This window comes from Candidatus Hydrogenedentota bacterium (assembly GCA_013359265.1).
GTDB lineage: Bacteria > Hydrogenedentota > Hydrogenedentia > Hydrogenedentales > SLHB01 > JABWCD01.
The window spans coordinates 85,269-98,236 of the sequence record JABWCD010000001.1 but is presented as its reverse complement, the minus strand read 5'-3'; the positions used below and the strand labels follow the sequence as shown (position 1 = coordinate 98,236).

General features: G+C 60.5%; 10 protein-coding genes. 5 read left to right on the top strand and 5 right to left on the bottom strand.

Going from position 1 to position 12,968, the window contains the following annotated elements; genetic code table 11:
- Positions 1-138: 138 nt before the first annotated feature.
- Together HUU46_00385 and HUU46_00380 are read right to left on the bottom strand one after the other, a co-directional pair.
- Entirely contained in the window at positions 139-1,572 is a 1,434-nt protein-coding gene (locus tag HUU46_00385; protein ID NUM52077.1) for a hypothetical protein, read from the bottom strand.
- A 1-nt stretch (position 1,573) separates the two neighbouring features.
- A complete protein-coding gene (locus HUU46_00380) occupies positions 1,574-2,194 on the bottom strand; it encodes a hypothetical protein (GenBank protein ID NUM52076.1) in 621 nt (206 codons plus the stop codon).
- A gap of 457 nt (positions 2,195-2,651) precedes the next feature.
- Here HUU46_00380 and HUU46_00375 point away from each other — a divergent pair, with 457 nt between their 5' ends.
- From HUU46_00375 to HUU46_00360, 4 genes are all read left to right on the top strand, one after another.
- Positions 2,652-2,993, top strand: coding sequence for a P-II family nitrogen regulator (locus HUU46_00375; protein NUM52075.1), 342 nt, complete (start codon positions 2,652-2,654; stop codon positions 2,991-2,993).
- Between the two features lie 196 nt (positions 2,994-3,189).
- Positions 3,190-4,536 carry an ammonium transporter gene (locus tag HUU46_00370; protein NUM52074.1) on the top strand — a complete coding sequence of 449 codons (1,347 nt, stop codon included), beginning with the start codon at positions 3,190-3,192 and terminating at the stop codon, positions 4,534-4,536.
- Between the two features lie 175 nt (positions 4,537-4,711).
- On the top strand, positions 4,712-6,076 hold the full coding sequence (locus HUU46_00365; GenBank protein NUM52073.1) for a phosphomannomutase/phosphoglucomutase: 1,365 nt from the start codon (positions 4,712-4,714) through the stop codon (positions 6,074-6,076).
- Between the two features lie 247 nt (positions 6,077-6,323).
- A complete protein-coding gene (locus HUU46_00360; GenBank protein ID NUM52072.1) occupies positions 6,324-7,028 on the top strand; it encodes an HAD-IA family hydrolase in 705 nt (234 codons plus the stop codon).
- A 37-nt stretch (positions 7,029-7,065) separates the two neighbouring features.
- On the opposite strand, the gene HUU46_00355 is transcribed toward HUU46_00360, so the two are convergent.
- Entirely contained in the window at positions 7,066-8,025 is a 960-nt protein-coding gene (locus HUU46_00355) for an amidohydrolase family protein (GenBank protein NUM52071.1), read from the bottom strand.
- Between the two features lie 3 nt (positions 8,026-8,028).
- On the bottom strand, positions 8,029-11,514 hold the full coding sequence (locus HUU46_00350; protein NUM52070.1) for an alpha-amylase: 3,486 nt from the start codon (positions 11,512-11,514) through the stop codon (positions 8,029-8,031).
- Positions 11,515-11,704: 190 nt separating this feature from the next.
- Between HUU46_00350 and HUU46_00345 the strand changes: the two genes are divergently transcribed.
- The gene (locus HUU46_00345) at positions 11,705-11,902 is read left to right on the top strand and encodes a hypothetical protein (GenBank protein ID NUM52069.1); all 198 of its coding nucleotides are present in this window, start codon (positions 11,705-11,707) and stop codon (positions 11,900-11,902) included.
- Between the two features lie 22 nt (positions 11,903-11,924).
- Here the strand turns inward: HUU46_00345 and HUU46_00340 are convergent, their stop codons facing one another.
- Positions 11,925-12,956, bottom strand: a complete 1,032-nt coding sequence (locus tag HUU46_00340; protein NUM52068.1) for a fatty acid desaturase — start codon at positions 12,954-12,956, stop codon at positions 11,925-11,927.
- Between the last annotated feature and the right edge of the window lie 12 nt (positions 12,957-12,968).

Sequence of the window (12,968 nt, the reverse complement as noted above, 5' to 3'; positions counted from 1 at the left end):
GAGCTCCTTTTGCGGGATGCTATCCACGGCCCGAATTACGGGCGTGCGGGAGCTTCGATCAAGGCGAGAAAGCTGACGAGGAATACGCGAAGAACTACGAGTACGAGCACGGTACTGCTACTCCGGTGTGCATCGGGATTAGATAACTTCCCACTCGCTTTCGCGTTGGGGCTGGAAGATTCTGCGGCGATCGGTTTCGAGTACGTTCGGACGGCGCTTGAACACGGTTTCTAAGCTGGGGAAGCCGTGGAAGCGCGCGCTGGACTTGGTGAACCGTTCGACGAGGTGCAGATACAGAATCAATCGCGCGGTGCGGTACTGGCGCGGGGACGAGCAGTAGATCGTGACGCAGTGCTCCGCGGCGTGGTGGACGGTGTCCGTGAACGCGAGCGGCACGAGCGAGTCGCGTTCGGACCAGCCGAAGAGGTCCATGTCTTCGTTCGCGGCGGGTTTGACGTTCGGGGCGGTTTCGTATTCGACGTGGAGGCGCTCGAACGTGTCGATCAGTTGGTCGAGCCAGTGCGCGATCGCGCGATAGCCTTCGTCCGCGACGTCGAGTTCGATCTGCGTCGCGTCCACGTTCGCGGCGGTGCGCTGCGCGAGGTACATCTGGCGGTCCTCGTTCACCTCGGGGATCATGCGGACGCGCGCCTTTTCCGTGGCGTCGCCGTAGTTGAAGCTTTCGAGGACGGTGGGGATCGAGAACTTCGCCTTCGAGAGCAGGGCCAGTTCGCGCAGGAGCGGGCCGGCGAGGCCGTCCTGTTCGAAGGTGGCTTCGAGCGGCGGCTGCGGCGCAAACAGGTCGGCGCCCCAGGCCTGGTGCACGTCGGTGAATAGACCGATGAGTTGGCGGCCGATGCCCTCGGAACGGCCGTTGATCGCGAGCGTCATGAGGCGCTCGAAGTCCTGCACGTGCTGCCAGCCGGGTTTTTTCGCGAGATCGCGCTCGCAGATGTAGCGCAGCGCGACGAGACGGTCGAGCGCGAGCCACGCGATTTCCTCGGGCGCGCGCCAGTCCACGCACAAGGTTTCGGACCAGCGCTGAATCCATTCGCGCAGTTGGCGCGCGGTGTAGCTGCGGGGTTGGCGGCGGACTTCGTCGAGCGAACCCGCCTCGACGCGGTCCTTGCCCAGGACGTCGCCAAACTCCTGCGTAAACTGCGCGGGCGCGTCGGCGTAAAGAAGGAGTTCGTCGGTCCGCGCGTCGTAGAGATACGAACGGAACAAATCGGTGACGAAGGCGTACCCGGCGTTGAAGAAGCGGTTGGTGTCCACGAGGGTGCGGGTGGTTTCGCAGAAGTCGAGCCCGCGCTTGACGACGGCGGCGGGTGGTTCGAGCATGCCCGGCAACGTGAAGTAGGTGACAAGCGGGGCGTGCGACTTCAGACGGATGACGTAGGCCGCCGTGCTGGGCAGGCCGGGCACCGCGGCGGGTTCGACCTGGTCGTGGTCGGTCCAACCGAGCAGGGCCAGGAACTTCTCCGCAAAGCGGTGCTGGTCGTCGCGGGTGGAATCGGCAAGACGTTCCCACCACGACTCGCACAGGCGCTGGATGTCAATCGCACTTCGCATGCTATGCCACACCCTTTCCTTTCGGGACGTCGTAACCGGCGGCTTCGATGCGCCGCCAAATGACGTCCTCCCGCCGGCCGAGCAGGTCCACGCCGGTGCGCAGAAACTCGTCGATGCGGGGGTCTTCACCAGCCAGTCCGAGCATGAATTCGTCGCGCGTCAGCGCGTCCATTGGCAGCAATTCCGTTGCGCCGATCTCGGGCGCGCGACGGCCCGTGTACACCATCAGCAGCCGGTTTTCCTTCTCGCTGTGGATCAGCAGGATGACGGTGGGGTCGATGGCGGCGTCGCCGCGGACCCGGTCGAGCGGCCCGCCGGCGCGGAGAAAGAGGCTGCGCAGATCGTGAAACAGGGGGAACTGCGTATCGACCTGGTAGTAGGTGCGATTGCCTTCGTTGCGCCGGTAGAGAAGGCGGATCTTAGCGAGGCGCTCGAGTTCGCGTTGCACGGCGCGGATAGGAAGCCCCGTGGCCGCTTCGATCTGGCGCTGGTAGTAGTCCCGCATGGGATCGATGAGGAACAGGCGCAACACTTCGGCGCGTGCGCCGGAGCCGAGCAGGGCGCTGAGGGTTTCGTTCCCCCTGGGCGATTTGGCTGTTCTTCCCACCGTCAGAGCAATCACTGGTTGCAGTCTACTTCACCGCGTTACATGACAATCGATATCACGTTCAACAGGTGAAGAATACATAAAGTAGTCGTCCAAGTCAATAGGCATGTTTTATGGACATGGATTGGCGTTGGTTGACTCCGCTCGCAGATGGGTGTTCGGTCGCGAGGGCCACAAGTCGTGCGGGATAGAAAATCATACGTGAATGTAGGGTCTGCGATGTGCAGCTACAGTTTCGTCATGGTGAGCAACGGTATCTACGTTTACGTTGAGGAATTTGTCAAAGCTCGAAAGGCTACTAAATACAGGAACTTAGACAACGGCGCGGAGTCCTGATGGCCTAACTCATTTTTCACATTGGCACAGCCGTTGCTGTACCGGGCGTCAAACATGTCGTGCACGACATTCCGGGCGTTTCCACTAGGGACGATACTCGGGCAAACCCGCAACTTACGAAGTGGAGAGCTTTGCCGTGCGAAAGGTAGAGGCGATTATCAAACCGTTCAAGCTGGATGAAGTGAAGGAGGCCCTTGGAGGGATTGGCGTCCAAGGGTTGACGGTGACCGAAGTGAAGGGCTTCGGCCGCCAGAAAGGCCATAAGGAACTGTACCGCGGCGCGGAATACGTCGTGGAGTTCCTGCCGAAAGTGAAGTTGGAGATTGTGGTGCCGGACGAAAAGGCCAAGCAGGTCGTGGACACGATTGCGAAGGCGGCGACGACCGGCAAGATTGGCGACGGAAAGATATTTGTGTCGACGATCGACGAGGCGGTGCGAATCCGTACGGGCGAGTCGGGCGACGTGGTCGTGAGCTAGGTCCTGTCGGGTGCGTAGGAACTGAACGAAAGGCGGCGGTCCCGGGTGGTGACGCGGTGCCGCCGGTAACGGGAGCCCTGAACGCGGGTGGCGCGATCAGCGGGCATGTTTAAGGAGACACGAAATGCGATTGTTTGGGTTGAAACTGGGGACGACATTAACGGGGGGCCTGCTCGTCGCGGTCCTTCTGATGATGATGACCTTTGTGGCGTTGCCCGCGCTTGCGCAGGACCCGCCAGCGGACGCCGCCGCCACGGATGCGGCTCCGGCAGACGAGGTGGCTACGGAAGAGGCGGCCGCACCGGCACCGGCGCCGGAACTGAATAGCGGTGACACGGCGTGGATGTTGACCTCGATGGCGCTGGTGTTGTTCATGACGATTCCGGGGCTGTCGCTGTTCTACGGCGGCCTGGTGCGGTCGAAGAACGTGTTGTCGATCCTGATGCAGTGTTTCGCGATTACGGCTGCAATCACGGTGCTTTGGGTGATCGTTGGGTACTCGATCGCATTCGATACGACAGGCTCGATGAACAAGTATGTTGGCGGCTTCGGCAAGCTTTTCTTGAAGGGTGTGGGGGTCGATTCCTTGACGCTCACCATTCCGGAGACCGTGTTCATCGCGTTCCAGAGCACGTTTGCAATCATTACGCCCGCACTGATCATCGGCGCTTTCGCCGAGCGCATGAAGTTTTCCGCGGTGCTGCTGTTCTGCTGCCTGTGGTCGGTCTTCGTGTATAGCCCGATTGCCCACATGGTGTGGGGCGGCGCGGGGGCGTGGTTCTTCGACATGGGCGCGCTTGATTTCGCCGGTGGTACTGTCGTTCACATTAACGCGGGAATCGCGGCACTTGTGGGCGCGCTTATGGTCGGCAAACGCAGGGGATATCCGACGACCCCGATGATGCCGCACAACATGACGATGGCGGTGACCGGCGCCGGCATGCTGTGGGTTGGGTGGTTCGGGTTCAATGCCGGCAGCGCGGTGGCTGCGAACGGCACGGCGGGCATGGCGATGCTTGTTACGCACATCTGCGCGGCAACGGCGGCCTTTACCTGGATGGTGATTGAATGGATCAAGCACGGCAAGCCGAGCGCGTTGGGCGCAATCACCGGCGCCGTCGCCGGCCTTGTCGCAATCACACCTGCATCCGGAACCGCGGGCCCCATTGGCGCGCTCGCAATCGGCGTCATAGTCTCGGTGGTGTGCTTTATCGCTGCCACTAGTGTGAAGAAGGCGCTTGGATACGACGACTCGCTCGATGCGTTCGGTGTCCACGGTGTTGGCGGACTTGTCGGCGCGATGCTGACCGGCGTGTTCGCGAACCCGGCGTTGGGCGGGACGTACGCGGCGTACCCGGGCTTTGGGCCGCAGATGACGACACAGGCCATTACATGCGCTGTGACGATCCTATATTGCGGTATCGTGTCCGCCATCCTGTACAAGGTCGTTGATCTCATTGTTGGTCTGCGCGTGGACGAGGCGGCGGAGACCGAAGGTCTCGATACGACGGGTCACAACGAGGCGGGCTACAACCTGACCTAACCTGGCAACACGTTTGCCGTCGCAATAGACCCGCGCGGCGCGAGAGGTCAGTATCGCTCTCGCGCCGCGCGCGTTTCTTGGGATGCCGCATACGTTGCGGCAACCGCGCGATGCTTGCTACGCTTTCGCCGTTGTTTGGGGTCCAAAGCACGTTTTCAGGGAGTTTTCAATGCAAATCCATCCGCATATTTTCCGCGAGTACGACATTCGCGGCATCGCAGGCAAAGACCTCGACGAGACGACGTACGAAACGGTTGGCAGGGCGGTCTGCGCATTCATGAAGGGCAAGCTGAAGAAGAAATGCCTGGTGGTGGGGCGTGACGGGCGCGTCACGTCGAAAGCGTACGCGAACGCGCTGATCGAGGGCATTACGTCGTGCGGGGTCAACGTAATCGATATCGGCGAAGTGCCGACGGGGTTGTTGTACTTCGGACTGTTCACACTGCCGGTAGACGGCGGTGTGATGATCACGGCGAGCCACAACCCGAAAGAATACAACGGAATGAAGGTGGCCGTCGGAGAGTCGACCATTCACGGTCATGACATCCAGAAGTTGATGAAGATCGCCCAGGCGGGGAAGTTTCCGCGGGGCAAGGGCGGCCCGGTGACGATCACGCGGATGGACATTGTGCCGAAATATCTGAAGCGCGTCGCGGGCGATATCAAGCTCAAGCGCAAACTGAAGGTGGTGCTAGATGGCGGCAACGGCACGGGCGGCCCGGTCGGCGTGCCGTTGTACAAGCAACTGGGCTGCAAAGTCATTCCACTGTATTGCGACGTGGACGGGACGTTCCCGAACCATCATCCCGACCCGACGGTCCCGGAGAACCTCAAGGACCTCATCGCGAAGGTCCGGAGCGCCAAGGCCGACCTGGGCATCGCGTACGACGGCGACACCGACCGAATCGGGGCGGTGGACGAGACGGGCAATGTGATTTTTGGCGACCAGTTGCTGATCCTGTTCGCGCGCGCCGTGCTGAAGGCGAAACCGAAGGCGACGATTATCGGGGAGGTGAAAAGTTCGCGCACGTTGTACGCGGACATTGCGAAGCACGGCGGGAAGCCGGTGATGTGGAAGACGGGGCATTCGCTCATCAAGGCGGCGATGAAGAAGCACAAGTCGCAGCTCGCCGGCGAAATGAGCGGGCACATGTTTTTCAAGCACCGCTGGTACGGCTTCGACGACGCGATTTACGCGGGGGCGCGCCTGCTGGAGATCGTCGCCGCGAGCAAGAAACCGTTATCCGAACATTTTGCAAACGTGCCCAAGATGTACAACACGCCCGAGGTGCGGATCGAAACGACGGAGGCGAAAAAGTTCGACATCGTGAAAGCGGCGACCCACTACTTCAAAAACGAACTGAAGTTGAACGTGAATACCATCGACGGCGCGCGCATCGAGTTTGACGACGGCTGGGGCCTCGTGCGCGCGTCAAACACGTCGCCGGTTCTCGTTATGCGGTGCGAAGCGGAGAACCCGGAGCGTCTCGCGGAGATTCGCAAGTTAATCGAAGACAAGATCAAGGAGCTAAACGGATAAAAAGGCGGCCGCATGTACGCTGTGGGATGTCCGATTCTTCCATCACGGAGAAGCTGGCATTCGGACCGTATGTGCTGCGTGCCGGATTAACCCCCCAACAATCTGTCCGCACGGGCGAATGCAGTCGCGTCCCGTACAGGACGCAGCGCCAACATGGCTTGCGTAGCCGTCGGCGAAGTCAACGAGGCCCATTCGGCCACACGTATTGCCTGGTGCGGTTCCCGATCTTCCGTGGTATAGTCGGACGATGGTTCGAGCCGTTTTCTTTGACGCTGCGGGCACACTTCTGCACGTGTATCCATCCGTCGGCGAAATATATGCGCGGGAAGCCGAACGCTTCGGGGTGAGCGCAGCAACCGAATCGCTTAGCGCCGTGTTCCGCAAGGTGTGGCGGGAACTTCGCCCCTACGCGGACGGCACGTCTCCGTTCCACACGTCCGAGGCAATCGAGCGCGAATGGTGGCGGAAGCTGGTAGAGCGGGTATTCGACGACGCCGTGGGTCTGGATTCGTTCGGCGATGGTTTTGAGACTTTCTTCGAATCGCTCTACCTGCGGTTTGAAGAACCCGAGGTTTGGCGACTGTACGGTGACGTTATGCCGGCTCTCGACGCGTTGCGCGACCGCGGCATCCCCATTGCCATCGTGTCGAATTGGGACTCGCGCCTCCCGCGATTAATGCACGCGATGGGAGTCGCCAACCGTTTTCAGTTCATCCTTACGTCCGCTGAAGCGGGCGTGAGCAAGCCGTCTCCGGAAATCTTTCTACAGGCCGTCGCACGCCTTGGCTTGCTCACGCACGAAGTCCTCCACATTGGTGATTCCCTCGACGACGATGTGCGCGCTGCTCAAAACGCGGGCCTTCGGGGTCTACATATCGATCGGAAGGGTGCCGGTGATTCCGATGGAACGACGATTCAGTCGCTCACGGAGGTGATCGATCGTGTTGGATGATCGATACTTTCTTTGCACTCGTTGGGTGCTCTCGCGGCTAATTGTTCAGTGAGATTCCGAACAGCCGTTCGGCGTTTCTCCGGAATATTTTTTCCTGCGCTTCCACGGGCAGCTCAATCTCCCGATACATGCTCAATTGCGGCACGTGTTGACCCGGCATCAGATAGTCCGTCCCGAACATGAGCCTGTCTGCGCGCCTCACAAGAAACTCTTTTCCGAACTCGACGTCGCGCAAGATCGCGTTCGATCCGCTGCCCGCGCTCAAGTCCCCGTATATGTTCGGAAATCGATCCATTAACGCGTCTATCGCGCCGCCCGGAGTTGTCTTGCGGTTCGGGTAGGCGCCAAAATCCTGTTGCGTCGCATCGCCGGAGATGCTTGCCCACCAGCCGTTCGCGTGGCCGATGAAGATGCCGTTCGGCACGGCTTCGAGCACTTTTGCCAAGCCCGGCAATCCCGGCCTGTCCATATTCCGTACGTTGTCGAGATGGAACAGGATGGGCAGCCTCAACTCTGCCGCCGCCGCGAACACTTCGATGTTGCGTGGATCATCGATGTTCACGCCGCATTTGTGTTCGCCGTACCCCTTCACGCCCGCGTCGATGTACCGCTTCAGATGTTTCACCTTCGCCTCGAGCGAATTGAGGTAGTTCGCGCGCGGGTCGATGCAGCACGATGGCACCAACCGATCGCGGTACGGTTCGGTCTCGCGCAGCACGTACTCGACGGATATCAAGTGGTCCCACGACTCCGGATTGACCAGCGGCAGAACAAATGCGATTTCAATCTCCGCGGAGTCCATCCACCGTACGAGTTCGCTTGCCGACAAGGGCGGCTTCTCGCCAAACCGTTGCGTGATGTGGGTGTGAACGTCAACGTAGCGGCGAGGCTTTTTGCCCGCATTGGACGTCTCCGCCGCGCCTGCCGAGTGACGAGGCCCGAGTGCGCCAAGAAGTCCGAGCAGGCTTACGCGACGAACGAAATCACGTCGTTTCATCTTTCAAACCTCGCCGTCTTCAATCTGCTCGTCGATGAACTCCCGCAGCCGCTCAACGCGATAGCCACCGAACGCGGCCGCATCGAGAAGGGCCTGCCGCGCAGCGCGTTCCTCTTCCAGCGCGACACCCCGGGCTTCGGCATGGTGAATCCGCTCGAACGCGGGTGCGCGAACGTCGCCGAATGCGCGAAGCAAATCCTCCAGTTGTTCACGATTGAAGTAGACAACGCCCTCGTGCTCGTTGAACATAAGAAACTGTTGCGCATCGGGATCATCGAGCATGTGCTGGAATTGCGACAGCAGCGCCGGCGGCGCGTCCACGCGGTGGAGTCCATGTTCGGCGAAACGCAGCGCCACGCGCAATGCGCGGAAGGCCAACTCGCCTTTCCATTGGTCTCCCAATACTTCGGCCAAGGTCGACAAGACGTTTCGGGAAACAAGCCACGAATCAAGCCAGGCTGCGCCGTCGTGCAAATCGCCGCCGCGCGCGACCGCAACACTTACGGGTTTCAGCAGCGCATACGCCATCGGGAGGACCCAGCGCGTAACGTCGACAGTCGTTTCCTCGCCGGCGCCGGCGTGTTTCCGGTGTTCAGCAATCTGGCGGCGCCAATATTGAATGCTATGTACCGAAGGCATGAGCAGTTCGCCGGCATCATCGTGGATGCGAGTTCGCGCGCCGAGTTCGCGCAGAAAATCCTCCAAGGGCCGGCGCATTGCGCCGGCGCGTTGCGTCTCGGCCGTATCCGGCGCTGCCGTAGCCAACAACGATTTCAATTGACCGTCGTTGAAGTACGCGTTGAACGAGTTCAGCACAGGGGCGAGTTCACGTGCGCGTCGCTCGTACCCAAGGTCTCCGACACCGCGGCCTTCGAGATGCCACGCGAGGTCGCCCCAGGAACCGTCGGTATCGACAATTTCGCGCCAATCGATGAACGCGTGCCATTGATATCCGTGCAGGTTCACAAACATGCCCTCGTCGCAGAGTTGCTTCGAGTGCCGAATGTACTCGAGCCCGTCCCGGTGATCGCGAAACGCATAGTAAAGATTATCTTCCCGGCGCAGCCCAAGAGATTCGGAGAGCGACTTCGAGATAATTCGGCCCTCGTCGCCCCGGCCGGTGTTGAGCCCGGTCGATTGCTTGATCCATCCCGCTGTCGTGCTGTAGGCGTTGTTGTAAAAGATCAGCGATCGCTCGCCGCCGGCACGGTTCGAGTACGCGAACACGTTCTCGTCCACGTGTCCGTGCGGCGTGTGGAAATCATAGAAGGCGAAGTGCTCGACCCCGCTGAATAGGTATCGCTTATGCATGAGCGGAAAAAGTTCGCGTTCGTGCCGGCGGACGAGGTCTTCGTCCACGTGTTCGTCCCAGTACGCGCGGCGGTATTCCATGCCGTATTTTTCGGTGTAGCCCTCGATTTGGCCGTGCCCGAACATCGGCAGGCCCGGCATCGTGATCATCAGCAGGCAGCACCCGATGTACTTGTCGCCCTTGCCAAATTGCTCGACAGCAGTGCGTTCGTCCGGATTGTTCATGAAATTCACGAACCGTTTGAGAATTTCGGGACTGAACTCGAGCACGTTTCGCACAGTCGCGCGGTAATTTGCGTTTTGCTCCATTTTCAGCATGTTCATGAACGCGCTGTTGTACACGCGGTGCATGCCCAGCGTGCGGACGAAGTAGCCCTCCATGAGCCAAAACGCTTCGGCGAGGAGCAGCGTATCCGGAACCTCGCGCGCCACGCGGTCGACGACTTCGCGCCAGAATTCCTCCGGCATCGCGCGATCGAACTCGTGGCGGCTCATGCCATGCTCGGCGCGTGACGGAATCGCGCCGGCGTCGCCCAGCTTCGGGTACCACAGGCGCTGAAAATGTTTCTTGGCAAGCGTCATCGCCGCATCGAACCGGATGATTGGGAACTTCCTTGCGACGTGCAGGATCGTCTGGATCACCGCTTCGCGCACTTCCGGCATCAGATAGTTCAGTTGCGCCGTATCGTTCCACGGCATACTCGTGCCATCGTTGCCGTGGTAGATGTAGCGCGTTTCGCCGGTGTGATGGTCGACGCGCTTGAACACGACCGCCGCGTCGCGATGCGTCCAGTATCCGTCTTCGATATACAGTCCTACGCGCGGATCGTGCGACAGGTTTGGGCCGTTGAACGAGTAATTCGGGTATGGCGGGTGGGGCAACTGAATGAACCAATGCGGATGCTCGATCACCCACCGCGAGAACATGCCCATGTGATTCGGCACCATATCGCTCGCCAGTCGAATGCCGCGCGCGCGCGCGCGTTCGCGCAAATTCGCGTAGGCTTCCTCCCCGCCGAGGTCGTGCGCGATGTCATAATCGAATAGCGAGTACGCCGACGACACTGCGTCCGGATTGCCCATGATTCGCTTGATGGTCGCCGACGCTTCGGAGCGTTCCCACAGACCAATCAACCACAACCCGTTGAAACCCCATCGCGCCAATCGATCGAGTTCTTCCTCCGGAATCTGATCGAGCCGGTGAATGTGCCGCTTGTATTTCTTCGACAACTGGTCGAGCCACACGTACGCGCTCTTGGCGATCATGACGACGTTCGACATCCAGTCCGCGTCCGCGGAAAAGCGCTCGAACTCGGGATAGACGTCCGCGCCTTCGCCCGGACGCGCGCCAAAGCGCATGACCTCGACCATGCCGCCGGGAACGAAGCCGCCACGATGCTTGTATTCCTCGCCGAGGATGTCCTGAATTTTCAACAGCCGATCGACGAGGCCCGATGGAAGGATGTGGCCCCATTTCTTGCGGATGAAGTCGAGTTGGCCTTCGAGCGAATCGGGCGCGGCGCGCATGGGTGCGCGCAAGCATTCGAAAAGCGGCTCGCCCAGGAGATCGAGCTCGGGCTGACCGTTGAAGAACTGCTCGATGTTCACCACGAGCGGCACATACGGCGCGCGGGCGCGCAACGAGTCGTCGGCAAACAATGGAAAGAAGGCGCGCATGGCGGGGTTCGACATCGACAAACTGAGCAAGACCATTTCCCGCGCGGTCAATTCTCGTGCGGGGCGGTCCTCTTCCGTCGACGCCAAGAACTCAGCCGGCCGAACGTTGCCCAACTGCACGCGTTGCGGAGGGAATTCTTCGACAAACACGGGTGGCGGCTCGTCCACGACGGGTCCGCCTTCGCGGGACTTCGTGAAGGCGAACGCGGACTGCATCGCGCCCGGGACTTGCCGGACGCAATAATAGTCGATGAGGTAGCGGAGGATTTCCGTCAGAACGCCGAGCGTGAGCAGTTGTCCCGCGCCGAGAGGAGGAGCGGACTCGGCGTGGGCGCCGTGGTCGTCGTTGACGCGCTGCGCGAAGAGCCGCACCGATCGCGTATCGATCGGTTTGTTGTCCTGTTCGCCGGTACCGGCAAGTTCGCCTACGTTGTAGCGGCGCCACACGTCGCCGCGCAGGGCGAACCCGAAGGGGAAATAGGTGCTTCGTTGATATTCCATTACCGCAATCTAAAGGTCTGTTGGGGGTCCTGCGCGGCTGCTGACTCGCCCCACTCGGCCACGCTACGTGGTCAGTTTACAGGAGATACGAGGTCGAAAGCATACGCGCGTGGTATAATGCGGGTAGACGCTCTCGGCATGTAGCCATCAGCGCCGACGTTGGAAACGATTTCAACGAAAGGCACCTGCCATGATGCTAGCAAAGGCCGCCGCGAAACTTGCTTCACGCGATTCCACTGTAAAGCCGGCCCACAACGTTCCGTGGGCAAACGACCGCCACGGCGACGAGTTGTTGAAAAAGCCGCACGGCCCCTCGGTTAAAGCGGGGCGTATCCCCGCGGCGCGCAAAGCCCCGCTCTCGTTCCACAAACCTTCGGGCCGCAAGTAGGAACCGGGCGCGGGACCCGCCTTCAGGCGGCGCGGTCATACCTCCGGTACTGTGCGAAGGTGATGAGTTGTCTCTTTTCCTCGTCCCAGAGGCGAAAGCGCATGCACCGCAGGCTCGACCACAACGACAATTGGTGCACCCGCTGCATAATCGGGTTTTCTTTGTGGCATTTCTCAAGGAAGTAGTTTGGAATCTTCGCGCTTAAATGATGGATGTGGTGAAAGCCGATGTTCCCCGTAAACCACTGCAACACGCGCGGCAGCCTGTAGTAGGAACTGCCCTGCATGCACGCCGCGACGTAGTCCCACTCGTTGTCCCGCGCCCAGTAAACGTCCTCGAATTGGTGCTGCACATAGAACAGCCATGCGCCGGCGCCCGCCGCCAGTAAGAGCACCGGCATGTGTATCAGCGCCAGCGCCTTCAGGCCGATCGTGAAATGCGCCAGCACGAGGACGGCGGCCAAGCCCGCGTTCGTGCGCCAAACGCTTCTTCTGTCGCGGGCGGTCCCGTTCTTGGGCGGCACCCGGTACTCGAACATGAATACCGAGAACGCGCCGATTCCAAACAAAATGATGGGATTGCGGTACAGGCGGTATGCGAGCCGCTTGATGCGGGATGCCGCGGCGTATTCCTTCACCGTCATCGTCCAAATGTCGCCCCGGCCTCGCTCATCCAGATTGCCCGCACAGGCATGGTGAACGGCGTGCTCGTGCTTCCAATAGTGGTAGGGGGTGAGGCACAGAAACGACGTAATACCGCCCACGATATCGTTTGCGCGGCGCGACCGGAAGTACGCGCCGTGCCCGCAGTCGTGCGAAATTATGAAAATGCGCACAAGCAGCCCAGCCGTCGGTACGGCCAAGACGAGCGTCAGGAGGTACGAGATGTTCAGGCTCCAATACATAAGGCCAAGGCCCAGTGCATACGGAACGATGGTGTTGGCGAGTTGCCAGATGCTTCTGCCGTGGCTTGGCCGGTGGTAACGTGCGACCAGCGCTTTCCATTGGCTACGGAGTGAACTTTCGGGGTCTTGGGGGGGGATGGATTCGGTCATATATTGTGGTGT

Coding starts and splice junctions, on each gene's coding strand:
- HUU46_00385 (NUM52077.1), bottom strand. CDS start 1,572: ATGCGAAGTGCGATTGACATCCAGCGCCTGTGCGAGTCGTGGTGGGAA.
- HUU46_00370 (NUM52074.1), top strand. CDS start 3,190: ATGACCTTTGTGGCGTTGCCCGCGCTTGCGCAGGACCCGCCAGCGGAC.
- HUU46_00360 (NUM52072.1), top strand. CDS start 6,324: ATGGTTCGAGCCGTTTTCTTTGACGCTGCGGGCACACTTCTGCACGTG.
- HUU46_00355 (NUM52071.1), bottom strand. CDS start 8,025: ATGAAACGACGTGATTTCGTTCGTCGCGTAAGCCTGCTCGGACTTCTT.
- HUU46_00350 (NUM52070.1), bottom strand. CDS start 11,514: ATGGAATATCAACGAAGCACCTATTTCCCCTTCGGGTTCGCCCTGCGC.
- HUU46_00345 (NUM52069.1), top strand. CDS start 11,705: ATGATGCTAGCAAAGGCCGCCGCGAAACTTGCTTCACGCGATTCCACT.
- HUU46_00340 (NUM52068.1), bottom strand. CDS start 12,956: ATGACCGAATCCATCCCCCCCCAAGACCCCGAAAGTTCACTCCGTAGC.